This window comes from Legionella sp. PC997 (assembly GCF_014109825.1).
Classification (GTDB): Bacteria; Pseudomonadota; Gammaproteobacteria; order Legionellales; family Legionellaceae; genus Legionella.
In genome coordinates this window covers 2,733,994-2,760,012 of record NZ_CP059576.1, presented here as the reverse complement: position 1 = coordinate 2,760,012, position 26,019 = coordinate 2,733,994, and the positions used below count along the sequence as shown (strand labels likewise).

The window sequence follows — 26,019 nt, the reverse complement described above, 5'->3', positions numbered from 1 at the left end:
GGATTACTCAACGACGAACTATTACCTGAATGTTTTCAGCATTCTTGATTGCATGAGGTTTACTAATTCCCACAGTAATTTGAGTGACGAGAAATTCCTTTTTGATTAAATCTGCAACTTCATTAGCAACGGTTTCAATCAGTTGAAAAGATTTTGACTCAACATAGTGGGTTACACTCTCACAAACTGCTTGATAATCTATAGTCTTGGTCAAATCTTCCCTGCATGCACTGAAATCCATATCAATACTAATATCAATCTTTAGTTGTTGATTAATACGTTGTTCCCATGCGTAAACGCCAATTTTAGTACTTACATTAAGAGCTTTGATATTTAAGGTATCCAACGTTTTTTCTGCCTATCAAGAGTAATTTTATCGTGATTTTATCTAAATAGTTAACCGTATGTATAGAGGGGTTTAAGTTAATGAACCTGGATCTTGAAATTGTCTCATCCCGGGTTTCGCTGTATGAAGTAACCCGGGAACTCTTTTTCAGGGTAATTCTACCCTTATTTCTATACCTTTAACTCAGTTTCAGAATGCTCATCTTCTTCATTTGGAGTCGTAGTGCATGTATTCGAAAGAAGACTTGCTGCTGTATCGTATCCTAGTATGGGTAGCGCAAGTCCTAAGGTCAAAGATAAGCCAAGAATCGTTTTACTTAATAAAATAGGTCCAGCGACACTACCTGCCAATACGCGAAACGAAGTGTGAACGTTTTCATTCAATGCAACACGCCATAAGTAAGTAGCGATGGCGGGCAATAAGGTCAGGTCTAATAAGCCTAAAGCAGGAAAACCGGTATATTCATCATCAAATTGTTTGCCTGTAATCGCATGATAAGCGCTTTCAAAACGCTCAGCCAAGCTGGATGAGGGGGAAAATAATAGACCTAAATGACGATAACGGCTTTCGCTAATAAATTGGCCAATTTTTTTGACACTGAAATGCTCTATATCCGCTTTCTTTAAAATTTGTGAATGAATTTGCTTTTCATCAGCGTCCAGGTAAATTCTGGTAATGGAGTTGTGCACTTGTTCGGCAGGAAAATTATATTCCACTGCACTAGCAATCAATCGTCCCATAATCACTGATCCTTGCTCATTAGGTTCAATTTGTAACGTATGCTTTCCACCCAAAGGATTTAACGAAGAAGTCGTATCCACAAAAACAATTTCTTTTTCTTTAGTAGCTACATAGGCAAGGATTTCTCGATAGAGTTCATTCATGGTTTCTTCCACCACAGTAAAAGGAGGACGGCCTTTTCCTTCTGCTCGTGCTAAATGAGAAAATCCAGTATAAATAAAATAAGGAGTTAATTGGGTAATCGAGGGATAATATTGGGATAAAAGAACAATACGACTGAGTTGAGGATTATTCTCAATTAACTCATCAATAATTTTTTTATAATCACTCAGTATCTTAGCTTTTACTTCATTAAATGCTAAGGTAATAGCAGGTTTTGCATGATCAGGCGTAACTCTTAAGAGGAGTTGAGGGTAATTCATTTCTTTCAACAAGGTATTTGCTAGAGCTTCTCGATAGTTATTACCCCCAACGCTTAGGACTGCAACCTCAGCCTTCCATTCTTTAACTGCATTTAGCTGATGTACATAAGAGCCATTATGATCTTTATCTTTGGGTAATACTTTATCTAAGGGACAATAAGTCAGTAGATCTTGTGTGGTCGCGCCATCAACGGCAAAATTACCTATTTCATAAGAGTTTGTCGAATCGTTTTGGGCGAGAGCGACTGCAGTTTGATGCGTTACGGTTTGGTTTTTTTGATCATAAGGTTTTCTTTTATTGACCCAATATCCATTATCTAAAGTGGAGTCGCCCATTAAAGCTATTTTATGGGGACATTTTGTAGAGTTTCCCTGCACAAGTTTTAATCTACCTGTGTTTTTAGGGTATCCTACTCCTATCGACTGTGAAGAACTTTTTATTGATCCCATAATAAACCCTGTAATCGTAAAATAGAGGCAGATTATGTTTCTAATCTTGTTTCATAGTCAATTAGAAACAATTCTTGTATTACTGAGAGTGGATATTGCATAAATATGTTAGCATTAATGTATTTGATGATGCTGGGATAATATGATGTATGATCTGGATCAATCTTTGTTTCTTCGTGCTTTAAGACGACAACCTGTAGAACGAACTCCCGTATGGATGATGCGTCAAGCGGGGCGTTATTTACCTGAATATCGAAAGACCAGAGAACTTGCGGGTGATTTTTTAAGTCTGTGTAAAAATCCAGAGCTAGCGTGTGAGGTTACATTACAACCTTTACGTCGATATGCTTTAGATGCTGCTATTTTATTTTCTGATATTTTGACCATTCCAGATGCAATGGGATTAGGGTTGTATTTTTCCGAAGGAGAAGGGCCTTGCTTTCAGCGACCTTTGCACGACCTCCAGGCGATTGTTAATTTACAAATCCCAGAAACCGATTCATTAGCTTATGTTATGGATGCGGTACAGCTAATCCGTCGAGAAATGCCAAAAGAGCTTCCTTTAATTGGTTTTGCAGGCAGTCCATGGACTTTGGCGTGTTACATGGTTGAAGGTAAAAGCAGCAGAGACTTTAAACGTATTTTGCGTTTGATTTACACCGAAAATGAAGCGGCCCATATGTTGCTGCATAAGTTAGCAGTTTCCGTAGCAAATTATCTGATTGAACAAATCAAGGCTGGTGTAAATTCAATCATGCTTTTTGATACCTGGGGGGGGATTTTAACACCCGAGAATTATCAAAAGTTTTCCTTGAGCTATATGCAGTATATCGTGCACCAAATTAAAACACATTACCCTGATATCCCCGTTATTTTGTTTACTAAAGGCGGTGGGCAATGGTTGGAAAAAATGCTCATTACACGTTGTGATGCTTTGGGAGTTGACTGGACCTGTGATTTGGGGGAGGCGCGTCGGAGAGTAGGTAACCAAGTCTCATTACAAGGCAATCTTGATCCCAGTGTGTTGTTGACTTCGCAACAATGTATTCGGGAAGAGGTAAAGAAAGTATTGGCATCTTTTGGGGCAGGTTCAGGACATGTGTTTAATCTTGGACATGGTATTACTCCTGACGTACCACCTGAACATGTTGCGGCGATGATTGATGCAGTTCATGAGTTTAGCCCTTACTATCATCAAAATTGAGATCAATTGTAGCTTGGGTTTTCGGTGAACTCAGGCTATAAGTAGTCAGAATTTAAGCTAAACTACGTAGCCTATCTATCCTAAGGGTAATAGCTTGGTGCAGCTATCAATATGTGTAGCAACGATCTTAAATTTTAATTCAAGAGTTGCTACACTACTGTATTTCTTAACGCATGGCCATTACTCTATGAGCAACGGTGTCTGGTTCGGCGATTGCATAAAAAAGTGTGCCTCGATAGAGATCCATTAAATCTTTCTTGGTGAGTTTACCACCACATATATCTTGCAAATTAGTGAAGGCTAAGATCTGAAGTTGTTTCAATATCGATTGGCCTATTTTGCTTGGGCCAGCTACGGGATGTCGTTTTTCTACTTCATCAGCAAAAGCTAAAATATCTTGTTTCTCAATCTCATCGCGACCCATCATAATTTGATCGACTAAGCGTTCTACTAGTTTATCATGTGCTTGATTTAATTTAGATTGATTTTGATTAAATGCCGCAGTATGAAATAGAGGATGTTGCAATTTATGAACTTCTTCAACAGGAGGATTTAATTTTTGGGTACCCATGACTCCTCCGCCCATGACAAGGCAAGTCATTCCAAAAGCAGAGAAGGCACTAAATCCTAAATCCCTAAATCCCTGTACGACATTAAGGAAGCTTAATGTAGAAGTATTATCAGGGTCAAAAAAACTTACATGACGCATTAGCCCCGTCCGATCGGTTAATTTTTCTAACACATAGGCTTGAATCGCTTCATGATATTCTTCCGGATGGAGTTTAGCTTGCTTTTGCAAATATTTTGATAATAATTCTTCTGATTTCATATGTTCCAATGCTGCGCGAAAAGCCTTCGGTAAAAAGGTAGAGCTTTTGGAAGAGGTTGCTTCGTCTGATAGCTGTGTAGAATTATTTAAAAAAAAGTGCATCTTTTATTCCTTGTAAAAATTTTTGACATATTCATACCAAACTGATTATCACAATAAGTCATAGTCTTAAACGTTCCTAACTTTCTATCATACTGTCAAATTATATTGCTAGTTTGATGACAAAAACATTGTATCTATAAAGCGACAACTATTGTTGTATCAAAGAGCTTCTTCATTATCTAAAATTCATGAAAATTTAAAACGTGTACTGTTTTAACCCTACGTAATTGATCACATATTGGTTGAAATGGGGTTAAATATTACCATCATTTTATTAGATGAATATTAAGTCTTGTATCTAATCATAGGTTTCTCAAATTAATCATCCCAGCAGATTACTGGGATAAAGCAAACATATAATTTATTGTGTCATACATCGACTTAAACTCGACGGTACACAATCTTCTGACACATCCATCAGAACACTAGGCTCCTTATGGAACGAAATAGAGTATTCTTCTTCTACTGCCTGTTTTAGTTTTTGATATCGTTTGTCTTTAAGAGCATGCACTTTTTCAATAAGTTGTTGATATAAAACTATATCGGACTGGTTAGGGGGCAGGGTCAATTTTTTTAGTTGATCCGCGCATTTTAACTCTTCCTGAGACGGGAAAGGGCTTTCCGACTTATGAGAAAACAGCGAAAAAAGAGAAAAGGAAGGACGAATTTGCAGCGAAGCAGATTTTGTGTCGGGATCATGGGATGATGAGGAAGTGTTCTCATACTCCTTTAATTGTTTGGATTTATCCTGATGTCTTGGTGAACCTAAAAAATTAAGATTTAATGATTTTCTTTTCTTTGATTTATTGGGCAAGGATTCGTTGGCTTTAGTACCAAATGATGAGGTTAATAACGAGTTACCCTCAAATTCTTCTAATATTTTAGGATGATTTTGATATCGAGGCGATAATAGCGGATCAACAGAACTGCTGGCTTGTGATTTTTTTTGTTTGCCTGCCTTTTCTTCGGTCCAATCACAAATTATTTTACCAACATTTTGCATTTTCTTCGCTAAAAGTGCTTGCCTTGGCCCCCAGGGCTCAGGAGGGGTTAGCGAGTTTACCTTCTCCCATTTCAGTACAGCGTTATTGAACGCCTTCTCTCCAGTCCTGGCTTGCTGAATCCCCTCATCTCCGAGGAGACCAGGGAGAATTCTAGTTAAAATCAGATTGGCATTGTTTATCGTATCTATCATTAATTTATTTGGAGTTGTTTCTGAATGCTTTAGGGAATCGAGGTAGATTTTAGGCATGTCGATTAAGCGCTTCTTTGCCTTTAAATGATTTAGTAATTGCAGTTCAGCGGAAATTTGCTCAATGAGTTTCTTGCCTTCTTTTGCCGCACTTTCAAATCCTGAATGTGCTTTCCAAACACTAGATAATGATATATTTAGATGTAAGCTACCATGTTCATTAATACATTCTGTCCAAATTTCATTAAGAGTCGAAAATGCATGTTGAAGTGCTTTATCTGCTTGGGGTTGATATTTTTCTTTTAGAAATTTCTGGAGCTCATCCTTTGTATCAAAAAGTTCTTCCTGGGCTTTGTTAAATTCTATGTATTTTTTTAGAAAAGCAAGATATTGATTTAAATGCTCTAAAAAAAACAGTTGATCTTCTATGAACGCAGCGATCGCTGCCGCTTGAAAGCCGGCACGCATAGAATTATCTTGCATGTTGAGCCATTCATGAACACTGTGGCTTTCTTTACCAATTGTTACAATTTTTTGTAACAAATTTTCGATTTTTAATAGGTGTTCTTCGTTAAGCGTTGTAGGGGACTGAGCTTGTAAATTTGAGTCTTGATTAGTTATCAATTCGGCCTCTTATTTTTCATAATGAATTAATTAGGCGCCGATTTTTGCACGATACTTGAAAAAAGCAAGTTAAGTGTTTGAACTTATGGCAAAACTTAGTTTTATAATTCTCTGGGATTTGAATTTTAGTAACTTACCCTCTATGTTAACAGTATGGATGCTTCTCTATCGAATCAATAAAACGGATGCTACACACCATGGCGCACTCTCATAAAATTACTCATGATGTTCTTATTGACTTAGCGCTACAAGGTGGGGGTGCTCATGGAGCTTTTACATGGGGCGTGTTGGACCGTTTATTAGAAGAAAGAAATCTGCGAATCGATGGTATATCAGGAACATCTGCTGGAGCTATGAATGCAGCAGTCCTAGCTGATGGCTACACCAAAGGTGGTTCTGAGGGAGCACGCGATATGCTCGAGTTGTTCTGGAGGAATGTCTCGGAAGCGGCACGTTTTAGTCCTTTACAACGCAGTCCTCTTGATATTATATTGGGCCAGTGGTCGCTGGATTATTCCCCTTTTTTTATCAGCATGGATATCTTGTCACGATTGTTTTCACCCTATGATCTCGATCCGTTCGGAATGAATCCACTCCACACTATTTTAGTGAAAACTATTGATTTTAAAAAATTGTCAAGTAGTCCAATCAAATTGTTTATTACTGCAACCAATGTGAGTACGGGCAGGGGAAGAGTATTTCGCAATGAAGAAATCACTCCCAATGTTCTTCTTGCATCCGCATGCCTGCCCACTCTGTTTAAAGCGGTGGAGATCAATGGAGAGCACTACTGGGATGGAGGATACTCAGGGAACCCCACAATTACACCGCTGGTTCGTGAATGTAAATCAAAGGATACAATTTTAGTGCAAATTAATCCTGTCAGCCGGCCAGATATTCCCCAGTCGGCGAGAAGTATTCTTAACCGTTTGAATGAAGTTTCTTTTAATGCGGTATTACTTAAGGAGCTTCGCATGATTGCTTTACTGCGGCAGCTTGCCCATTCAGGCGATTCTGAAGGAGCAAAATGGGCAGGTATGCGGATACATCGAGTAAGCAGCGATATTATGCTTGAGCTGGGTTATTCCTCCAAACTCAATGCTGAATGGGATTTTTTGCTTATGCTACGTGATGAAGGACGCCAAGCTGCTGACGCCTTTCTCTCAGAACATGCGAAGGACCTTGGCAAACGTTCATCTCTAGATCTTGATGTATTACTTGAGGGAGTTTAACGTCATTCATTTCTAAACTGTCTACTCAATTGAATGGCCATTTCTATTGACTGTTCATAGTTGAGTCGAGGATCAACCAGACTATGATAGGCTTTTTTCAGATCATCTGCGGATAATCCGCGAGCACCACCAATACATTCCGTAACGTTATCACCAGTAAGTTCAAAATGAACACCACCCAAATAACTACCCATATTGCGGTGAATTTCCAAAGCTTGTTTGAGTTCTAAAAGAATGTTATCGAAGTGACGAGTCTTAATGCCATCCACTGTGGTTTCTGTATTTCCATGCATAGGATCACAAGACCAGGTCACTGGAATTTTTGTTTTCCGCACCGCTTCAATAAGCGGAGGAAGCAGTTTATCTATGTGCCGCGCTCCTAATCGAGTGAACAATAAAAGTCGTCCTTCTTCACGCTGAGGATTTGCACGATTCAATACTTCTTCTAACCATTCGGGAGTAGCACCGGGGCCAATTTTGATGCCGATGGGATTTTCGACACCTCGTAAAAACTCCAAATGTGCACTGTCAGCTTGTGCAGTGCGCATACCAATCCAGGGTAGGTGAGTAGAGAGGTTATACCATAAGCCATCTTCCATTTGACGAGTCAAGGCTTGTTCATAATGCAAATGCAATGCTTCATGAGAGGTGTAAAAATCTACTTTAGCTAAATTACTGGATTGTATTCCACCTATAGTATCTAAAAAGTCCAAGGTATCAGCAATTGATTTAACCAGAGTTTGATACTCATCTTTTTGTTTGGAATGTTCAACAAAGCCCAAATCCCATTGCTGAGGATGATTAAGGCTCGCAAAACCACTGTCGAGCAGACTACGAATGAAATTTAAAGTGATTGCGGAGCAGTTGTAGGCTTGTAATAATAGTTTAGGATTGGGTTCGCGTGCTTCCTGGGTAAATTCAGGGGAGTTAACCAGATCTCCTCGATAGCTTGGTAAAGTAACACCTTGTAGTGTTTCATAATCGGAAGATCGGGGTTTTGCATACTGCCCAGCAATCCGACCCACACGAATAATGGGCTTGCGTAAGCCATGTAATAAAATCAAACTCATTTGGAGGATGATTTTTAATTTATTGCTAATAATTTCTGAACGACAATCATTAAATGACTCAGCGCAGTCGCCACCTTGAAGGATAAAGGCTTCACCACGTCCAGCACGTGCAATTTCTTTTTTTAGATTCTTTACTTCACTACTGGTAACCAGCGGAGGTAAAAGGCTCAGTTGTTTTACAATTTTATTTAACTGTTCTTCGTCAGAATAAGTAGCAGCTTGTAAATACGAATACTGGAGCCAAGACGTAGGCGACCATTTTTGCATAAAAAAACCTATGTAACTTTTTTGAGTCTAAGTATGGAATAAATGAACACATACTGCAAGCGAACCGGGCCTTAAATGATAAAGCTTTTATACATCTTCTCTATATGCATAAAAACTTTAGGGGGCTTTGAGGGGGGCAAATAGAAGAAGGGGTATGCTTGCTTATAATGAGCAAAGCACCTGACAACCTCAGTTGCCATGAGGTGCTTGAAGTCATTACTAACTTTTGTTCGGAGTAAAATCACTAAGACTTTCCATTGTATCCTTCACCATAGACCCTATTGTATCTCGTTTCGCGTACGCGACGCCGCCCAAAAAGAGAGTACCTACGGCAAAGATGGAGAATTTTATCAAAGAGCTCTTAGAAAAAAAGGGCTTTTTCTCTTCAGGTAAAGTAATTTCTTTTTTGGTATCATACCAATCTGGTAAATTATCTCTGTCATATAGCTCATGAGAGTCAGTATTATCTAATACAAAAAAAGAGTAGGTATCTGCATTATTAATTGCCCTTGCTGTAACTCTAGAACATTCTGTTTGAGTCGTTCTGGGTAACAATCGAAAATCGTCCGGATAAGGGCGTTCTTCAGTACTGTTTTTTACTGGTTTTTTTCCATGGTAGTATCCTCTATCATTGACAAAACCATATCGATGTGAAGACTCATGGAGCAATGTTGCTAAAGCCTTGGCAGGATGATTTGTAAGCATTCGATAATCAATATGGATTGGACCAAAATAGTCTCTTACGAACAATACCTCTCCCAAATTACTCTTTACCTCATGACCAAAAACATATCCAACGACCGTATTCTTAGGATTATTTAATAAAGACTGTCTGATATTGCTGATATACACCTTATTAGGCTTAGATTCCACATTTTTGGCATGATAAAGCATTAAGTCTCTAAGTAATAAATGATAATTCAGCTTTGCGCCTTCAACCGTTGATTGCGTGTTAATTTGAGGAATTAGCTCATCAATATTGTGTTCTACCGGGTTATCTTTCGTATTTTCAAAATAAAATAAATACCATTGAGCATTTGCTCTTACCAGCACATAAGTCTTTTCTTCGAGTGCCGCGATTTCATGCTGCAAGGGCTTGTGATCCATGATTTCAAGAGAGATGTTTAATTGCCTGTTTAATCCTTTATAAGTTTTGAGTAGGTTGTTTTTAATTGATTCGATGTTATCAAGAATATTATTTATAGAATGCCCCCCAGTAATGGGAACATAAAAATGTCTTTTTAACATTCTTAAGGCATGTAAAACTTTAGGAGGGGCATTATCATCAATGAACATCTGTTTAATATTTATATTTTTCTGATGTTTAATCCCTTGATCACAGTTATTTAAATAATCTTGGAGTTGAGTTAATAAGTATAGAGTTCGTTCCAGCCTCATTACGGATTCATTATAAATTTGATTAAGTGCTTCTTTTTCTTGTTTTGTTAAGAGTTCATCTTTAGACTTTAATGAAACAATCGTTTGATCCTGTGCAATATACTCAGGTTTTTTTTTGGAATTTTTATGATTTTTTGGCATTTTGGTTTCCTTGATACAGCTGGAACTCAGTCCAAATTAAATTCAATACTTGATGTTATAATTGTACATTATTTAACCTTAATGAATTATTAAATTACACTTTGGGGTAGAGTAATAAAATCAATGCATTATTGAAAAGCTTTTGGTGGCGGAATTAGGGCTTAATCAGCAGCACACTTTATTAGTACCTAGTTATTTATTAGTAAATTTAGTGGTGTTGTTGAAAATACTTTTTTAATTTTATTGCAGTGATTTGCATGAATTTGCTGGAATAAAAATTTAATCAACCCTTGAAATCTTATTAGGTGCCCCCATCTCTGGTTTTCAAAATAGCTAAGCCGTTGGAGAGGATTGCATGAGTAAGAAACAAGATAAAAATTGGCATCAATTTAAAGAAGAACATGAATCAAAACACGTTGAAAACGCGGAAGAGGCTGTCGACTTACCTGAAGAAATAGAACACTCAGAGCCCTCTTTAGCTCATCCAAGTTACATAGAGTTGAGTGAAAAGCTGACTCTTGCGGAACAGCAATCTCATGAAAATTGGGAGAAAGCAGTTCGTGCTCAAGCTGAGTTGGAAAATGTTCGTCGTCGTGCAGAGCGTGAAATAAGTAATGCTCATCGCTATGGTGTTGAGAAGATAATTACTGATTTATTACCGGTAATTGATAGTCTAGAACAAGCTTTGTTACTCGCTGATAAAGCAGAAGATACAGCAATGCGCGAAGGCTTAGAATTAACTCTGAAACTGTTTTTGGATGTATTGAAAAAATTTGAAGTTCAGCAAATTGATCCCATGGGTATGCCTTTTGACCCACAGATTCATGAAGCGATGTCGATGCAAGCGGTACCTGATGCTGAACCCAATACCGTGTTAGCAGTATTCCAAAAAGGATACAAACTAAGTGAACGAGTGATTAGACCAGCTCGTGTGGTCGTGTCAAAAAAATAAAAATGTGAGTTCTGTGGGTTGAAATAGGCAGGTTATGCCCCATATAAGAATCATTGCATTAGAAAACTACTACTTTGGAGCAAGAATAGAATGGCTAAAATTATTGGAATAGACTTAGGTACCACCAACTCATGTGTTGCCGTAATGGAAGGTGATAAACCTAAAGTAATTGAAAACAGTGAAGGTCACCGCACAACGCCTTCGATTGTCGCTTTTACTGATGATGGTGAGGTATTGGTTGGACAAGCTGCAAAACGTCAGGCAGTAACTAATCCCGATAATACTTTATTTGCAATTAAACGATTGATCGGTCGTCGTTTTGATGATGCAGTTGTTCAAAAAGATATCAAAATGGTTCCTTACAAGATTATTAAAGCAGACAATGGAGATGCTTGGGTCCGTGTTAAAACTCAGGATAAAGCCCCACCACAAGTTTCTGCTGAAGTATTACGTAAAATGAAAAAGACTGCAGAAGATTACCTTGGTGAAGAAGTGAAAGAAGCGGTGATTACAGTACCTGCTTATTTCAATGATTCTCAACGCCAGGCAACTAAAGATGCAGGCCGTATTGCGGGTCTTGAAGTAAAACGTATTATAAACGAGCCTACCGCTGCAGCTCTTGCTTATGGTATGGATAAAAAACGAGGTGATTCAATCATTGCTGTATATGACTTGGGTGGCGGTACGTTTGATATCTCGATCATTGAAATTGCAGAAGTGGATGGAGAACATCAGTTCGAAGTGCTGGCAACAAATGGCGATACGTTCTTGGGTGGTGAAGACTTTGACTTGGCATTGATTGAGTACCTGGCTTCTGAATTCAAAAAAGATACAGGTATTGATTTACACAGTGATCCATTGGCCTTACAACGATTGAAAGATGCTGCTGAAAAAGCAAAAATTGAACTTTCTTCAGCACAACAAACAGATGTTAACCTGCCTTATATTACAGCGGATGCTTCTGGACCAAAACATCTAAATATTAAATTAACTCGGGCTAAACTGGAGTCTTTGGTTGAAAAACTGGTCGAGCGAACAGTAGAGCCCTGCAAAATCGCATTGAAAGATGCTGGATTGACTGTATCACAAATTAACGAAGTCATTTTAGTTGGTGGTCAAACACGTATGCCTTTAGTACAAAAAACAGTAGAAGAGTTTTTTGGTAAAGAACCACGTAAAGACGTTAACCCCGATGAAGCCGTTGCTGTAGGTGCTGCTATTCAAGCCGCAGTTTTATCTGGTGAGGTAAAAGATATTCTGTTGCTTGACGTAACTCCATTGTCTTTAGGTATTGAAACTATGGGTGGCGTGATGACAAAACTCATTGAGAAAAATACCACAATTCCAACTAAAGCCAATCAAGTGTTCTCTACAGCGGATGATAATCAAACAGCAGTTACTGTGCATGTACTCCAAGGTGAAAGAGAGCAAGCCTCAGCGAATAAATCTTTAGGTCGATTCGATTTAGGTGATATTCCTCCGGCTCCACGTGGTGTACCACAAATTGAAGTCACTTTTGATATCGATGCGAACGGTATTTTGAATGTTTCCGCTAAAGATAAAGCTACGGGTAAGGCACAATCCATCGTTATTAAAGCATCTAGTGGATTGAGTGACGAAGAAGTCGAGGCAATGATAAAAGATGCCAAATCGCACGCAGAAGAAGATAAGAAGTTTAAGGAAATGGCAGAGTTACGTAATCAGGCGGACAGCTTGATTCATAGCTGTGAAAAATCAATGAAAGATTTGGCTACTGAACTTGCTGAAGATGAGAAGAAAGGTATAGAAACAGCAATTGCTGAATTAAAAGAAGCGATTCAGGGCACTGACAAAGCACAAATCGAAGAGAAATTAAAAGTGTTAAACGATGCTTCTTCTAAAATGGCGGAACGAGTTTATGCTAAAAAGGCATCCGAAGGACAACCAGGACAAGCTGAGGCTCCTCAGCAAGAGCAAGCGCAAACTCAAGAGTCAGCTAAAACTGATGAAGGAGTTGTGGATGCTGAGTTCGAAGAGGTTAAAGACGATAAGAAATAATTGATAGTATCGTTGACTTAATAGCCTAGGTGCAATTAGCCTGGGTGCAGCAAAGCGAAACCCGGGATTTCTGGATATAAAAGAATCTATTAATCCCAGGTTTCGCTTTGCTGCACTCAGGCCAAATTGCCTATTGTTAATTTTTAAATATTGTGAGTAGTTATGGAACAGCGGGATTATTATGAACTTTTAGAAGTAAGTCGAACTGCAAGTGATGCCGAAATTAAAAAAGCATATCGCAAGTTGGCAATGAAGTATCACCCAGATCGCAATGCTGGTGATTCTGCTGCAGAAGAAAAATTTAAAGAAATTCAATACGCTTACAGTATTCTCTCAGATCCGCAAAAACGGGCCGCCTATGATCAATTTGGACATGCAGGCGTTGATCCTTCCATGCGAGGTGGTCAAGGTTTTGGGGGTTTTGGAGGTTTTGGTGATGTCTTTGAAGATATTTTTGAAAATATCTTTTCGGGCGGACGAGGTACCGGACGACAATCTCGTGGGCAACGAGGTGCTGATTTGCAATTTAATGTGCAGTTAACACTCGAAGAAGCTGCCCAGGGTAAAGAAGTGCAAATTACCGTTCCTAGACATGGGGCGTGTTCTACCTGTAGCGGTAGTGGCGCTAAAAAAGGAACCCAACCTAAAACGTGTGAAACCTGTAATGGAATAGGACAAGTTAGAATTCAACAAGGTTTTTTCTCTATTCAACAAACTTGCCCTAGTTGTCATGGTGAAGGAAAAATTATTTCAGATCCTTGCCAAGATTGTCATGGCCAAGGCCGGGTCCGTGAAAGTAAAAAACTAACCGTTAAAATTCCCGCTGGTGTAGATAATGGTGATCGGGTTCGATTAAGTGGAGAAGGGGAGGCCGGAACGCATGGTGGTGGCCCAGGTGATCTATATGTACAAATCAACGTAAAAAAACATACTATATTTGAACGTCATGAAAATGATTTACATTGTGAGGTACCTATAAGTTTTATAATCGCTGCAATGGGTGGTTCCATAGAAGTACCAACCCTTGAAGGTCGGGTTACTTTAAAGATCCCTGAAGAAACGCAAACCGGAAAAGTGTTTCGTTTGAGAGGTAAGGGAATGAAATCGGTTCGTGGTCATGGGCAGGGTGATTTATTATGTAAAGTAGTTGTAGAAACTCCTGTGAATTTATCACGAGAACAAAAAGAATTATTAACTAAATTCCAAGAATCACTGGAAAATGCCAAGGGAAAACACTCTCCACGCTCAAATTCCTGGTTTGCAGGTGTGAAAAAATTCTTTGAAGACATGAAATTTTAAGCTAAGTAAGTTACAATGCTCACATTTATCTAAATGTGCATTTTTTGAGCTTGATGACTAAGGGATTTGTAATCGTTATGACTCCATATCAAAAGGAGACATTGTAACCCGGGTTAGGTGTAGAAAACTTCCGGGTTACGGTTCGCTTCACTCAGGCTACTGGAGGCACATTGACAACCAGACTAATAGAGTAGAACCATGATGAACCAACCAGCAATTTTAGTATTAGCCGATGGAACTGTTTATGAAGGTATTTCGGTAGGGGCAACAGGCGATTGTGTCGGAGAGTTGGTTTTTAATACATCTATGACGGGTTATCAGGAAATGCTCACTGACCCTTCTTATGCACGGCAAATCATTACTTTGACTACCGCACATGTGGGGAATACTGGATGTACGCATGAAGACATGGAGTCAAATAAAGTTTGGGCTGCAGGCTTGGTTCTTCGGAATTCTTCAATAATTCATAGTAATTATCGCGCGGAACAATCGCTCACAGATTGGCTCAAAAAAAATGGTGTGGTTGCAATTGCTGGAATTGATACTCGAGATTTGACCTTGCGTTTACGAGAACACGGTGCCGTGGGAGCTTGCATCAGTACCGATGTAGAGAACCCTGAAGCGGTTTTAGCGAAAGCAAAATCTTTCTCTGGATTGCAGGGTGTGGATTTGGCGCTAGAGGTTTCAAGAAAAACTATAGAACGGTGGCATGAAGGTCAAGGTGAGTGGGGGACAGACTCTCAGCCCCAAAAATTTCATGTAGTTGCTTATGATTTTGGAGTAAAGCACAATATCTTGCGTATTTTACATGATAAAGGGTGTCATCTAACTTTAGTCCCAGCCAAAACTTCCGCTGCAGAAGTTTTGGCTATGAATCCTGATGGTGTATTTTTATCAAATGGTCCTGGGGATCCACAGGCATGTGATTATGCAATCCGCGCCACCCAAGAGTTTTTAAAGCATAATATTCCTTTATTCGGGATTTGCCTGGGTTTTCAAATTTTGGCTTTAGCTTGTGGCGGAGTAACCAAAAAAATGAAATTTGGCCACCACGGCGCCAATCATCCTGTCATTGAAACGGAAGGGAAAAAACGTGTTTTTATAACCAGTCAAAACCATGGTTTTGCAGTGGATGAAGAGAGCTTACCTGACTGTCTTTCCATCACGCACCGTTCATTATTTGATAATACCCTTCAAGGCATTAGACATAAGGAAAAGCCAGCATTGGGCTTTCAGGGACACCCAGAAGCAAGCCCTGGACCTCACGATATAGAAATAATATTTAATGAATTTATACGATTGATGAAATAGGATATACACATATAATTAGAGGATTAACTAATGAATGAAAGTCACGTTTTTACTTCTGAATCAGTTTCTGAAGGACATCCTGACAAAATAGCAGATCAGATTTCAGATGCAATTTTAGATGCTATTTTAACCCAAGATCCTGCTGCCCGTGTTGCTTGCGAGGTCTTCGTTAAAACAGGTATGGTGTTAGTTGGTGGTGAAATTACTACTAAAGCATGGGTTGATGTGGAAGCCGTAACGCGACAAGTCGTTAAAGATATAGGTTATAACAGCTCACAAATGGGTTTTGATTGGGAGTCTTGTGCAGTACTTTCTGCCATAGGTAAGCAATCCCCTGATATTGCACAGGGCGTAGACAATAAAGAAACAAAAATGCTGGGTGCCGGAGATCAAGGTTTAATGTTTGGTTATGCCAGCCGTGAAACCGATGTGTACATGCCTGCTCCAATTGCTTATGCACATCGTTTGATGGAAAAACAGGCTCATTTGCGTAAATCAGGAGCATTACCCTGGTTGCGACCCGATGCTAAATGTCAAATAACCCTAAAATATGAAAGTGGTATACCCGTTGAAGTGGATACCGTTGTTTTTTCAACACAGCACGCAACTGAAATTGGATATAATGATTTAGTTGAAGCGGTGCGTGAAGAAATTATTAAAACTACATTACCCAGCGAATGGTTGACTCATAAAACACGTTATTTCATTAATCCAACAGGTCGTTTTGTTATTGGTGGCCCGTTAGGGGACTGTGGATTAACTGGTCGTAAAATTATCGTCGATACTTATGGTGGTATGGCGCGACATGGCGGAGGATGTTTTTCAGGTAAGGATCCCTCTAAAGTGGATCGTTCTGCCGCTTATGCAGCACGGCATGTGGCAAAAAATATTGTAGCGGCTGGATTGGCTGATAAATGTGAGCTACAAATTTCTTACGCGATTGGGGTTGCAGAACCCACGTCAATTTTTGTTGAAACATTCGGTACCGGTCGTTTATCAGATAATGAAATTATTGAATTAATTCACTCTCATTTTGATTTAACACCACAAGGTATTATCGAATATCATGATTTGCTTCGTCCTATCTACAAGCAAACCGCAACTTATGGCCATTATGGGCGTGAGAATTTTCCTTGGGAACGTTTGGACAAGGTGACGGAGCTAAGCAAAGCTTTATAAGGAGAGCTAATGGAACTAGTCAATAAGGTAGAGGCAGGGAGCAATATGACGAAAGATTATAAAGTAGCTGATATGTCACTGGCTTCGTGGGGACGCAAAGAAATTGCGATTGCCGAGACTGAAATGCCAGGATTAATGGCTTTGCGTGAAGAGTTTGCTGCAACCAAGCCATTAAAGGGTGCTCGGGTTGCAGGTTGTTTGCATATGACAATACAAACTGCAGTGCTGATCGAAACGCTGATTGCGTTAGGCGCCGAAGTTCGTTGGTCTTCATGTAATATATTTTCTACCCAAGACCATGCTGCTGCAGCTATTGCCGCAAAGGGTATTCCAGTATTTGCCTGGAAAGGTGAAACTGAAGAAGAATATTGGTGGTGCGTGGAGCAAACTCTCATTGGACCCAATGATTGGTCGCCTAATTTGTTGCTTGATGATGGTGGCGATTTGACACAAATGGTTCACCAAAAATTCCCAGAACTATTAACAGGAATTAAAGGGGTTTCTGAAGAAACAACTACAGGCGTTGCACGGTTATATGAAATGGCTAGAAAGGGTGATTTAAAAATCCCAGCGATTAATGTGAATGATTCAGTAACTAAATCCAAATTTGATAATATGTACGGTTGTCGTGAGTCCTTGCTTGATGGAATAAAACGTGCGACCGATGTAATGATAGCTGGAAAGGTCGCTTTAATTTTAGGTTATGGAGATGTAGGGAAGGGATGTGCGCAAGCATTACGAGGTCAAGGTGCAAATGTTCTAATTGCAGAAATTGATCCCATTTGCGCGCTGCAAGCTGCAATGGAAGGATATCGGGTAGTAACTCTGGATGATGTTGCTGAACAGGTAGATATCGTTGTGACCGCCACGGGTAATTACCATGTAGTGACTCACGATCACATGAAACGTATGCGAAATCAGGCTATTTTATGCAATATTGGTCATTTTGATTCTGAAATCGATGTGCATAGCTTAAAGAAATATCAATGGGAGAATATAAAGCCCCAAGTGGACCACATTATATTCCCAGATGGTAAGCGATTAATCCTTTTAGCTGAGGGACGATTGGTCAATCTAGGATGTGCTACAGGGCATCCAAGTTTCGTGATGTCAGCATCTTTTTCCAACCAAATTTTGGCGCAAATCGAATTATTTAAAAATGCTGCTCAATATGATCGACAAGTTTATGTTCTTCCCAAGTTATTGGATGAAAAAGTAGCTCGCTTGCATTTGGAGAGAATCGGAGCAAAATTAACCCCACTCACGAAAGAACAAGCAGATTATTTAGGCGTGGAAATCAATGGTCCTTATAAGCCAGAGCAATATCGCTATTGATTTGTGGCTGCGTAGCAGAGTGACCCCGGGTTTTTCTTAATTTCTTCCCGGGGCTACGCCTTGCGCCTTTACCCAGACTGCGAGTCTAATTTTTCTCAATCATACAGTGTGTGCAACAATTCACCATCTGTCTGATTGAGCGTTTTGAGCAAAATATTCATCCAGTCTACGCTTTGTTCCCGGACTCACCAATTCAGGCAAATTATGGTAATCGAACCAAGCCATTTGTTCAATTTCGTAAGAATGAGTTTTTATAGAATTAAAATATTTAATAATAAAAACAATCGGATAGTCATGGACTCCCATGTAGATATGAAAATAAATCCCAAATAATTTCGGTTCTTCAGTTGGGATTATTCCAACCTCTTCTTTTAATTCCCGTATTAAGGCTTCTTTTACCGTTTCACCTTTTTTTACCCCGCCACCTGGAAGAAACCAATAGGGTTCATAAGTGTGTTTTACCAACAGAACTTGATTTTCCTGATTTAGAATAATAGCGCGTGGCCCCATGGTTATGATTCCAAGTAAGGATTGCACTTTTCGTATGCATTGAATGGCCATGTTATAAAATAGATTTCGTAAGTTCATAAACATTTTTTAAAATAAACGAAGGGATGAATGCAGTATATAAAGTGCATTAAGAATTTCAAAATCTATTTTAAGCTTAATACATTAAGAACATTAGCGTAAAATTTTGGGATATGGTTCATCTTGTTTTGCTTTTTTTCTTATAGCATACTGAATTTCGATGTATTTTTATAAGGAGATTGTTGCATGTTTAAATCAGGGATTTTAGGTTTAGGTCTTTTAATTATTACACAAGGTATTTTTGCCGCCTCGGGTGAAGATACAGTGCGAGTAATAATCAAATATAAAGAACAAATGACAAGTGTTTCATCTTTAAAAACACAAATAAAACAGATAACCCAATTACCGGTTAAAGAATTGAATCCTATGGCCAATGGGGCCTTTTTACTAATTTTAGACTCAACAAACAGTACTTTGGTTCAAAACGATAATGAAGATCCTACGTCCTTGGTTTTAGAACGTTTGCGCAACAATCCTCAAGTTTTATATGCAGTTAAAGATAGAGTAAGTTATTTTAAACCGGTTCCGGATCCTGAGATTTTAGGTGCCGGTGATATATTATCTCATGAAAGTCAGTGGGATGAATTTTCTCGACCCGCAGGAATTATGTTGGAGTCAAAGCCTGGATTTAGAGATGGTGCTTGGGCGTACACCACGGGTCTTTCCAAAAAGCCCATAGTAGTTGCAGTCTTAGATACGGGAATTGCTTTAAATGACAGTTTAATAAATAACCTAGTAAAAGATAGTTCAGGTAATTTATGGGGTTGGAATTTTGCAGGAAATAATAATAATTTGGTTGATGAAACCCGCTCGTACCATGGCACTCATGTTGCTGGGACGATTGCTGGTTATGGCAGTGTGATGAGTGGGATGGGTGAGGATTTAAAAATCCTTCCTTTAAAAATTCCTGCAGCTAATGGAATGTTTTATGAAAGCTACGTCATTAATGCCATATATTGGGCTGTAGGTGGCGACGTCCCTGGAATACCACCAAACATTCATCCAGCAAAGATATTGAACATGAGTTTTGGAGTCGATAGAGGTCCTAAAGATGAAATAGACTATTGTGATCAAGCATTACAAGAAGCAGTCTTTTTTGCACGCAAAAAAGGTGCGGTATTGGCTGTCGCAGCAGGAAATGACAACGTTTGGGAGCATTTTAATGCACCCGCGATTTGTAATGGAACCATTAAAGTAGCTTCTACAGGACCTGAAGGCCTTAGATCCTATTTTTCAAACTATGGTCCAAGTGTTACTTTAGCTGCTCCAGGAGGAGACAAGCGTTATGGCATTTGGGGAGGAATTTTATCCACAGTGAACCCTGGAGGTGGATATAATGGCTCGGGCTTCGATTTTTATCAAGGTACTAGTATGGCAACCCCTCATGTTGCCGGAGTTGCCGGATTAATTTTTGCTGCAAGTGAGAAAGTACTTAGTCCAGAACAAGTAGAACAATTATTGTATTCAACAACACATGATTTTGGAGTCAGTAATGATGCGAATAAATCTTGTGTGGGTAAAAAACCTTGTGGGCATGGCATTTTGGATGCTGAAAACGCAGTAAAAGCGGCGGCAGCTGGTTATGATCTAATTTTTTCTGCCCCCAAAATAGAGCATTTGGTCATTAAAAATTGTGGAAATAACAGACTGAGCCCAAGTAATGCGCGTATTGTTTCAAAAGGGGGAATTTGGATACAAGAGCATGCTGCCTGTGAGCGTTCAGAGGACTATCGAAAACCTCAGGTAGAGCAAACTAAAAATGGCACCATTATTGCCAATTATGGTTCCGTACGTTATCGACTTGAGCAAAGCGCTTATAAGTCATGTCATGTAATTGGTTATGATGGCATTGGTTGTTATTTATAATCATTCACGCGACGATGTCGACGTAAACTTGTAGCCTGGGTGAAGCGGAGCGAACCTGGGCTCTCAGGTGAGCGTTGCGTTTTCGGCTACGAGACCTCATCTCTAATTGAAAAAAGGTCTTAATCGTTTGGCTGCGGCACGCTGTTCTAATTGCTCAGGCGATGGTGCTCTTGGTAGCGTTAGTGTGCTGCTTGGTTGAGTCAAGGTATTACTTGGAGGGGTCAAAGTATAATGAGGGTGCGGTTTATAAATTGAAGGCATAATATTGAGCACTTCTTCAGCTTGTTTTAAGAGAATCTCCACTTTTTGATTCAACAACTCGTTCTTATTAATCTTTTCATAAAGCTCTTTCGCTACCCCAAGACCATGTAATGTGGCTTGATAAAATTGGGATATGGGACCTCTGAGCGCGGCTATATGATCAAAAAGTGGTCCTACGGATTGATACTCTAAAAGGAGGGTCACATTTTCTGCTAGTTTACGCATCAAGTTTAAAAAATGATCGTGTTGGAAAATCAGTTTTTGCATTCCTTTAATGAATGTGTTTTGCTTGATGTGTCTACCTTGATGTGCTTTTAATTCAAAATTTAAGTGATCTTTTTGATAACGGTGGGTAATTCTTAGTAGAGAATTAACGAGTGACGTAAGCACATGAATGACTTGTTTTAAGTCTTCATTTCCCAAAGCATAGGCTAGACGATCCATATTCATTTTAGATGAATTTCGCGGCTGAATATCCAAGAGATAAAGTAAGTTTTGATCAATGCTTAAAAGTAAAGCCAGAGTATCTTGATTACTTAAACGATATTGTAGAACTAATTGGATGGAACAAATTGTATCTTCCATAGAAGAATCTTCTTCTATAGGTGCATTCTTTAATTCATCAAGAAGACGTTCTGAGGATTTAATACTTTTTGTTGCTTCATCCAGTAGATTTTTTAATTGTTCTACATTGATCTCATTCATTCTATATAAGTCACCACGTTGATTAATAAAAAACCATCCTTATTTTAATAATAACATTGAAATGCGCTTTTAAACTATAATTTAAAAAATTAACAGAACTTTCTTAATTTGTATGAAAAAGTATAAGAAATTTAAAAACTTTGATGAGTTCTATTTATTTTATCTCAATGAGCATCAAACACTCATGTGTCGGCGCTTGCATGCTTTGGGCACTCTTCTAGCTTGTTTAAGTTTTATTTTTTTTCTTTATACTGGGCATGGTTATTGGCTCATTTTGATGCTTATAGCTGGCTATGGATTTGCCTGGATTGGGCATTTTGTTTATGAAAAAAATAAACCCGCGACATTTCATTATCCCTTATATAGCCTGATGGGTGATTTCGTCATGTTTTGGCAGATTTTAAGAGGAAAATTAACGATCTAGTTTAATGACTCCCTATCACACTCCTGTATTTTTGTTCAAAAATAGTCTAAATTGCAATTAAATGTTCCATTACAAGGAGTGTGTAATGATACTTGAAAGCCCTGCATTTGTTCATAATGAGTTTATTCCCAGAGAATATACTTGTGATGGTACCGATCATTCACCACCCTTGGTGTGGAGCGATATACCTAAAAATACTCAATCTTTTGTTTTAATCATGGATGATCCAGACGCGCCAATGGGTTTATGGGTACACTGGATATTATTTAATGTACCTCCTGATTGTCATGAGCTTAAATTGGAAACTGGTATACCTTCGAACGCAATAAGTGCACAAAATAGTTGGGGTAAAACAGGCTATGGTGGACCTTGTCCCCCAAAAGGTACTCATCGGTATTCCTTCAAACTCTATGCTCTAGATACCTCATTGACTCTGGGAGAACATGCTACAAAAAAAGAAATAGAGACCGCCATGCAAAATCATATCATTGAACAAACTGAATTAATTGGTAAATACAGTCGATCCGATTAATAATTCTATAGGTGAAGCGAAAAGGAGCTGCACTCAATTTGACTCAGATTTCGCTTCATGTTTTGAATTAAATTTACTAATTAATTAAATCGCGCAATAGTTAGTCCACAACAGGATTCCGTCACTTCATTTAAGTGTTCAACCACAGTGCTTAGACATCGAGTAAGTAAATATATTGGATTAAAAACAATAGAAGCGAGTGCGGCGCATGTTGCAATAACACCCATGGTTGCATCTACAATTGTATGTGCTGCGCTTGCTTTAAATGAGGAACAAGCACCCGCACTTATTTGGGATCGGGGTGCAAAAACTGCTAATAATAAAGCAGGTATTAGTAATAATGCAGTAGCGGCTAAATAAATAAAACTTTTCAAAAAGAGCAATAACGCATTCACACCTAACCAAAGTGGGCTGTGAATAGGACGGACAAGTAAGTCAGTAAAAGTAGATATGTCATGAATAGGACGAAAATAGGAGGGTTCCGGTATAGGAATTAAATTAGCATATTTAGCTCTCAGGCTAGAGTATCCTCGCCAGGTTGATTCAATTTTTGAAAAAAAACTAGACATCACATTTCCCTTATTATTATTTTGGGGCGTATCATGCCAATTAATAATAAGAAAGAAAATACTTTAAATAAAAAATTCACAAATATGGAAATCCGGATGAGATTATATCTGAATCCGGATAAACTCTTTTCTTGCTATGAAGGGATTTTTCCACATGCAATACGATCACCACCACCTCCTAAAGGAGGATTATCGCTGTAATTATCTCCGCCCGCGTGAACCATGATGGAGTGTCCTTTGATGTCTTTGGTAGTTAAGCGAGGTGCTAACATTGGCACATTAGCGACTCCATTGCTATCAACCATTAATACCGGTAAATCACCTAAATGACCTTGGTTAAATGGACCAAGATGTTTTTGGGTGTTCATTGGGTCCAAATGAGAACCTGCATTTTTAGCGTGGTCACCACAATCAGGATGTTGATGGATGTGAAAACCATGAATACCCGCAGGAAGTCCGGTCAGTTGAGGGGTAATAAGTAATCCATATTTGCCATCTTCAAACACGATTTTTCCTACTGAAGCTCCATTTGTGGTAGCCACATCGCTAGTGACTGTTTCTGCAGTGACTATTGACGAAAAAAATAAGGCAAAAGCCCCAATGATTATTTGTTTTTTCTTTTTGATTTTATCCATAGCTAAATCCTTTTTAGTGACAATTTTTCCATTCTAACATAGCATATTACATATTAGATTATCTAAAGTTGAATTTTAAAAAACGTGAATAATTTATCTGCAAATAGAAATTAATTGCGTCTTTAAGGTTTTTATTATGACTAAAAATGTAATGCCCAATATCCGAACAGCGACATTAGATGATGCCGAGGCTATAGCACAAATTCATATCTGTTCCTGGCAAAAAATGTATCGAGATTTTATTCCCGAAATTATATTACAAAATCTGTCCCTAAAAGAGCGAACTCAGCAGTGGCATGATTTGATAGAACAGGAAGTTAAAGTATTAGTCATGGAAGTTCATAACCAAATTGTTGGTTTTGCGAGTATTTGTCCTTTTCGTGATTTTAGTGCTGATGATACGATGGGAGAAATCAGTGCAATTTATTTGAATCCTGAGTACTGGCGGAGAGGATTGGGTACCCAATTATGCCTCGCAGCAATTTCTGAACTTGCAAATCAGGGATACAAAAAAATATTGCTCTGGGTATTTGAAGACAATATTCAAGCACGAAAATTCTATGATGCTTTAGGTTTTGAAGCAACAACCTCCACTAAATTAGCAGAATTTTATGAGGATGGCGCTTTATTAAAAGAAGTTCTTTATCAAAAAATACTTTAATTTTATTTTTGTGTAACCCGGGCAGCACAAAACCCTGTTTTTGTGGTAAGTCGAATGGCTAAATCCGGGATTACGCTGTGCTGCTAAGCTAAGTGCCACAGAATGTTTGGTAGACTCGCTCATGAGGCAAGGGCAAACATTGTAAATGTTCTGTGTCTTTTTGTTGATGATAAGGATTTTTTAAGACCGTTAAAAGACTATCCATTGAGGTGTTGTCGTTTTGCTCAATGAAATCTCGAATTGCGTTTTCAACTAAATGGTTTCTGGGAATATAAGCAGGATTTACCCGGTTCATTTTATTTTGTATTTCGTTGATCCCAATTTTTTGTTGTTTAATACAATTCACCCAATCAGAAACCCACTGTTTGCTGCTGGGTTGATTTCCTAATGCATTGATTACATCGAGTTGAGAGCGCTCAGAGTCGAGGGCTTTACTCAGGAGACGAAAAATATTTGTAAAATCTGGTTTATGTTGTTGTAATAATTCGAAGAAGGTTTTGATAAGCTCAACCGGTTGAATATTCTCATCAAAGAGTCCTAATTTCTCTCTTACTTTTTTATTCCAATATTTAGAGAACCGCTCTGTAAATGAGTGAAGCGCTTCTTGCATGGGTTGCAGATCCCTCTCGTCTTTAAATAGCGGAAGTAAAGCCAGACTCAATTGTGCTAAATTCCATTTTGCGATGGCTGCTTGATTTCCATAAGCATAACGTCCCATAACATCAATAGAACTGTATACCGTACCAAAATCAAATTCGTCCATGAAAGCACAGGGACCATAATCTATCGTTTCTCCCGATATGGTCATATTATCCGTATTCATGACTCCATGAATAAAGCCTACTCCCATCCATTCCGCAATAAGATGTGCTTGTCGATCAACAACTTTTTTAAATAATTCAAGATAAGGGTTCGCACTGGGTAAAAGTTCAGGGTAGTGTCTTTCAAGAGCATAGTTAGCCAAAGCTCTAAGTAACTGATCGTCTTTTTGAGCTGCAGCATATTCGAAAGAGCCCACTCGTAAGCTACTTGAAGCTACTCGGGTTAAAACACCTAATGGTACTGGACCGTTTTGTCGATAAATTTGTTCTTTGCTTGCAATTGCAGCCAAGCAACGAGTGGTTGGAATATTTAAGCCATGCATTGCCTCACTGATTAGATATTCTCTTAACACAGCAGAAAGTGGCGCTCTGCCATCACCAGTACGCGAAAACATTGTTTTTCCAGAACCTTTGAGTTGAATATCCCATAGAGTTCCATCTTGGCTGCGTATTTCACCAAGTAATACGGCACGACCATCACCTAAAAGAGGAACGTAGTATCCAAACTGATGTCCCGCGTAGGCTAATGCAATAGTTTCAAGATGTGGAGGAACCACATTTCCGGCATAAAAAGGGACTATGTCTGATTCCCTAAACGAAGGGGAATGGGGAGCACAAAGATAAGAAGCTAACTCTTGATTAAATTTGATTAAATAAGGATCTATAATGGGTGTGGGCTCAATCACTTCATAAAAATTAGGAGGTAATTTTAAGTAAGAACTACGCTGTATATAAGGTATCAAATCAAGCCATCCATAAAAGAGTATGTTAAATATTTAAAGAAATCCTCCATTTAGTTCTATACCTCCAAATGAGAAAGTATTGG

General features: G+C 38.7%; 23 protein-coding genes. 12 read left to right on the top strand and 11 right to left on the bottom strand.

Features of this window, described 5'->3' with window-relative positions:
* Window positions 1-7: 7 nt before the first annotated feature.
* Complete coding sequence (gene folB / locus HBNCFIEN_RS11905; RefSeq protein WP_182391297.1) at window positions 8-346, bottom strand: dihydroneopterin aldolase; 339 nt, start codon at window positions 344-346, stop codon at window positions 8-10.
* Between the two features lie 170 nt (window positions 347-516).
* On the bottom strand, window positions 517-1,959 hold the full coding sequence (locus tag HBNCFIEN_RS11900) for an SGNH/GDSL hydrolase family protein (RefSeq protein WP_182391296.1): 1,443 nt from the start codon (window positions 1,957-1,959) through the stop codon (window positions 517-519).
* A gap of 145 nt (window positions 1,960-2,104) precedes the next feature.
* On the opposite strand from HBNCFIEN_RS11900, the gene hemE reads away from it, so the two are divergent.
* On the top strand, window positions 2,105-3,163 hold the full coding sequence (hemE, locus tag HBNCFIEN_RS11895) for a uroporphyrinogen decarboxylase (RefSeq protein ID WP_182393694.1): 1,059 nt from the start codon (window positions 2,105-2,107) through the stop codon (window positions 3,161-3,163).
* A gap of 166 nt (window positions 3,164-3,329) precedes the next feature.
* On the opposite strand, the gene HBNCFIEN_RS11890 is transcribed toward hemE, so the two are convergent.
* Window positions 3,330-4,094, bottom strand: coding sequence for a caleosin family protein (locus HBNCFIEN_RS11890; protein ID WP_182391295.1), 765 nt, complete (start codon window positions 4,092-4,094; stop codon window positions 3,330-3,332).
* Between the two features lie 361 nt (window positions 4,095-4,455).
* Window positions 4,456-5,910, bottom strand: a complete 1,455-nt coding sequence (locus tag HBNCFIEN_RS11885) for a hypothetical protein (protein WP_182391294.1) — start codon at window positions 5,908-5,910, stop codon at window positions 4,456-4,458.
* A 197-nt stretch (window positions 5,911-6,107) separates the two neighbouring features.
* Here HBNCFIEN_RS11885 and HBNCFIEN_RS11880 point away from each other — a divergent pair, with 197 nt between their 5' ends.
* Complete coding sequence (locus HBNCFIEN_RS11880; protein WP_182391293.1) at window positions 6,108-7,142, top strand: patatin-like phospholipase family protein; 1,035 nt, start codon at window positions 6,108-6,110, stop codon at window positions 7,140-7,142.
* A gap of 2 nt (window positions 7,143-7,144) precedes the next feature.
* Here HBNCFIEN_RS11880 and HBNCFIEN_RS11875 read toward each other — a convergent pair whose 3' ends face one another.
* Together HBNCFIEN_RS11875 and HBNCFIEN_RS11870 are read right to left on the bottom strand one after the other, a co-directional pair.
* Window positions 7,145-8,479: a 3-deoxy-7-phosphoheptulonate synthase class II gene (locus HBNCFIEN_RS11875; protein ID WP_182391292.1), complete on the bottom strand. Its 1,335-nt coding sequence runs from the start codon at window positions 8,477-8,479 to the stop codon at window positions 7,145-7,147.
* Between the two features lie 219 nt (window positions 8,480-8,698).
* Window positions 8,699-10,018 (bottom strand): hypothetical protein, encoded by a 1,320-nt coding sequence (locus tag HBNCFIEN_RS11870; RefSeq protein WP_182391291.1) that lies wholly within the window; start codon window positions 10,016-10,018, stop codon window positions 8,699-8,701.
* Between the two features lie 355 nt (window positions 10,019-10,373).
* On the opposite strand from HBNCFIEN_RS11870, the gene grpE reads away from it, so the two are divergent.
* The 6 genes from grpE (at window position 10,374) to ahcY (ending at window position 18,131) form a co-directional block, all read left to right on the top strand.
* Window positions 10,374-10,970 carry a nucleotide exchange factor GrpE gene (gene grpE, locus HBNCFIEN_RS11865; RefSeq protein ID WP_182391290.1) on the top strand — a complete coding sequence of 199 codons (597 nt, stop codon included), beginning with the start codon at window positions 10,374-10,376 and terminating at the stop codon, window positions 10,968-10,970.
* A gap of 90 nt (window positions 10,971-11,060) precedes the next feature.
* Window positions 11,061-13,007, top strand: a complete 1,947-nt coding sequence (dnaK, locus tag HBNCFIEN_RS11860) for a molecular chaperone DnaK (RefSeq protein WP_182391289.1) — start codon at window positions 11,061-11,063, stop codon at window positions 13,005-13,007.
* A gap of 162 nt (window positions 13,008-13,169) precedes the next feature.
* Complete coding sequence (gene dnaJ, locus HBNCFIEN_RS11855) at window positions 13,170-14,306, top strand: molecular chaperone DnaJ (protein ID WP_182391288.1); 1,137 nt, start codon at window positions 13,170-13,172, stop codon at window positions 14,304-14,306.
* 198 nt (window positions 14,307-14,504) lie between these two features.
* Complete coding sequence (gene carA, locus HBNCFIEN_RS11850) at window positions 14,505-15,617, top strand: glutamine-hydrolyzing carbamoyl-phosphate synthase small subunit (protein WP_182391287.1); 1,113 nt, start codon at window positions 14,505-14,507, stop codon at window positions 15,615-15,617.
* A 30-nt stretch (window positions 15,618-15,647) separates the two neighbouring features.
* Entirely contained in the window at window positions 15,648-16,796 is a 1,149-nt protein-coding gene (gene metK, locus HBNCFIEN_RS11845; RefSeq protein WP_182391286.1) for a methionine adenosyltransferase, read from the top strand.
* Between the two features lie 9 nt (window positions 16,797-16,805).
* Entirely contained in the window at window positions 16,806-18,131 is a 1,326-nt protein-coding gene (gene ahcY / locus HBNCFIEN_RS11840) for an adenosylhomocysteinase (protein WP_182391285.1), read from the top strand.
* 120 nt (window positions 18,132-18,251) lie between these two features.
* On the opposite strand, the gene HBNCFIEN_RS11835 is transcribed toward ahcY, so the two are convergent.
* Entirely contained in the window at window positions 18,252-18,641 is a 390-nt protein-coding gene (locus HBNCFIEN_RS11835; RefSeq protein WP_255464205.1) for an NUDIX domain-containing protein, read from the bottom strand.
* 264 nt (window positions 18,642-18,905) lie between these two features.
* Between HBNCFIEN_RS11835 and HBNCFIEN_RS11830 the strand changes: the two genes are divergently transcribed.
* Window positions 18,906-20,585, top strand: a complete 1,680-nt coding sequence (locus HBNCFIEN_RS11830) for a S8 family serine peptidase (RefSeq protein WP_182391283.1) — start codon at window positions 18,906-18,908, stop codon at window positions 20,583-20,585.
* Between the two features lie 102 nt (window positions 20,586-20,687).
* On the opposite strand, the gene HBNCFIEN_RS11825 is transcribed toward HBNCFIEN_RS11830, so the two are convergent.
* Window positions 20,688-21,551, bottom strand: a complete 864-nt coding sequence (locus HBNCFIEN_RS11825; RefSeq protein WP_182391282.1) for a hypothetical protein — start codon at window positions 21,549-21,551, stop codon at window positions 20,688-20,690.
* 112 nt (window positions 21,552-21,663) lie between these two features.
* Between HBNCFIEN_RS11825 and HBNCFIEN_RS11820 the strand changes: the two genes are divergently transcribed.
* Together HBNCFIEN_RS11820 and HBNCFIEN_RS11815 are read left to right on the top strand one after the other, a co-directional pair.
* Entirely contained in the window at window positions 21,664-21,975 is a 312-nt protein-coding gene (locus HBNCFIEN_RS11820) for a DUF962 domain-containing protein (protein ID WP_182391281.1), read from the top strand.
* Between the two features lie 85 nt (window positions 21,976-22,060).
* On the top strand, window positions 22,061-22,507 hold the full coding sequence (locus HBNCFIEN_RS11815) for a YbhB/YbcL family Raf kinase inhibitor-like protein (RefSeq protein WP_182391280.1): 447 nt from the start codon (window positions 22,061-22,063) through the stop codon (window positions 22,505-22,507).
* 80 nt (window positions 22,508-22,587) lie between these two features.
* Here the strand turns inward: HBNCFIEN_RS11815 and HBNCFIEN_RS11810 are convergent, their stop codons facing one another.
* Entirely contained in the window at window positions 22,588-23,076 is a 489-nt protein-coding gene (locus tag HBNCFIEN_RS11810; RefSeq protein WP_182391279.1) for a hypothetical protein, read from the bottom strand.
* A 134-nt stretch (window positions 23,077-23,210) separates the two neighbouring features.
* Window positions 23,211-23,711, bottom strand: a complete 501-nt coding sequence (locus HBNCFIEN_RS11805; RefSeq protein WP_182391278.1) for a superoxide dismutase family protein — start codon at window positions 23,709-23,711, stop codon at window positions 23,211-23,213.
* A gap of 136 nt (window positions 23,712-23,847) precedes the next feature.
* Between HBNCFIEN_RS11805 and HBNCFIEN_RS11800 the strand changes: the two genes are divergently transcribed.
* Window positions 23,848-24,372, top strand: coding sequence for a GNAT family N-acetyltransferase (locus tag HBNCFIEN_RS11800; RefSeq protein ID WP_182391277.1), 525 nt, complete (start codon window positions 23,848-23,850; stop codon window positions 24,370-24,372).
* Window positions 24,373-24,460: 88 nt separating this feature from the next.
* On the opposite strand, the gene HBNCFIEN_RS11795 is transcribed toward HBNCFIEN_RS11800, so the two are convergent.
* The gene (locus HBNCFIEN_RS11795; protein ID WP_255464204.1) at window positions 24,461-25,936 is read right to left on the bottom strand and encodes a YdiU family protein; all 1,476 of its coding nucleotides are present in this window, start codon (window positions 25,934-25,936) and stop codon (window positions 24,461-24,463) included.
* Window positions 25,937-26,019: the final 83 nt, after the last annotated feature.

What these genes read in the sequence shown, in the direction of transcription:
- HBNCFIEN_RS11900 (WP_182391296.1), bottom strand. Translation starts at nt 1,959, where the DNA reads ATGGGATCAATAAAAAGTTCTTCACAGTCGATAGGAGTAGGATACCCT.
- hemE (WP_182393694.1), top strand. Translation starts at nt 2,105, where the DNA reads ATGTATGATCTGGATCAATCTTTGTTTCTTCGTGCTTTAAGACGACAA.
- HBNCFIEN_RS11890 (WP_182391295.1), bottom strand. Translation starts at nt 4,094, where the DNA reads ATGCACTTTTTTTTAAATAATTCTACACAGCTATCAGACGAAGCAACC.
- HBNCFIEN_RS11880 (WP_182391293.1), top strand. Translation starts at nt 6,108, where the DNA reads ATGGCGCACTCTCATAAAATTACTCATGATGTTCTTATTGACTTAGCG.
- HBNCFIEN_RS11875 (WP_182391292.1), bottom strand. Translation starts at nt 8,479, where the DNA reads ATGCAAAAATGGTCGCCTACGTCTTGGCTCCAGTATTCGTATTTACAA.
- HBNCFIEN_RS11870 (WP_182391291.1), bottom strand. Translation starts at nt 10,018, where the DNA reads ATGCCAAAAAATCATAAAAATTCCAAAAAAAAACCTGAGTATATTGCA.
- grpE (WP_182391290.1), top strand. Translation starts at nt 10,374, where the DNA reads ATGAGTAAGAAACAAGATAAAAATTGGCATCAATTTAAAGAAGAACAT.
- dnaK (WP_182391289.1), top strand. Translation starts at nt 11,061, where the DNA reads ATGGCTAAAATTATTGGAATAGACTTAGGTACCACCAACTCATGTGTT.
- dnaJ (WP_182391288.1), top strand. Translation starts at nt 13,170, where the DNA reads ATGGAACAGCGGGATTATTATGAACTTTTAGAAGTAAGTCGAACTGCA.
- carA (WP_182391287.1), top strand. Translation starts at nt 14,505, where the DNA reads ATGATGAACCAACCAGCAATTTTAGTATTAGCCGATGGAACTGTTTAT.
- metK (WP_182391286.1), top strand. Translation starts at nt 15,648, where the DNA reads ATGAATGAAAGTCACGTTTTTACTTCTGAATCAGTTTCTGAAGGACAT.
- ahcY (WP_182391285.1), top strand. Translation starts at nt 16,806, where the DNA reads ATGGAACTAGTCAATAAGGTAGAGGCAGGGAGCAATATGACGAAAGAT.
- HBNCFIEN_RS11835 (WP_255464205.1), bottom strand. Translation starts at nt 18,641, where the DNA reads ATGGGGCCACGCGCTATTATTCTAAATCAGGAAAATCAAGTTCTGTTG.
- HBNCFIEN_RS11830 (WP_182391283.1), top strand. Translation starts at nt 18,906, where the DNA reads ATGTTTAAATCAGGGATTTTAGGTTTAGGTCTTTTAATTATTACACAA.
- HBNCFIEN_RS11825 (WP_182391282.1), bottom strand. Translation starts at nt 21,551, where the DNA reads ATGAATGAGATCAATGTAGAACAATTAAAAAATCTACTGGATGAAGCA.
- HBNCFIEN_RS11820 (WP_182391281.1), top strand. Translation starts at nt 21,664, where the DNA reads ATGAAAAAGTATAAGAAATTTAAAAACTTTGATGAGTTCTATTTATTT.
- HBNCFIEN_RS11815 (WP_182391280.1), top strand. Translation starts at nt 22,061, where the DNA reads ATGATACTTGAAAGCCCTGCATTTGTTCATAATGAGTTTATTCCCAGA.
- HBNCFIEN_RS11810 (WP_182391279.1), bottom strand. Translation starts at nt 23,076, where the DNA reads ATGTCTAGTTTTTTTTCAAAAATTGAATCAACCTGGCGAGGATACTCT.
- HBNCFIEN_RS11805 (WP_182391278.1), bottom strand. Translation starts at nt 23,711, where the DNA reads ATGGATAAAATCAAAAAGAAAAAACAAATAATCATTGGGGCTTTTGCC.
- HBNCFIEN_RS11800 (WP_182391277.1), top strand. Translation starts at nt 23,848, where the DNA reads ATGACTAAAAATGTAATGCCCAATATCCGAACAGCGACATTAGATGAT.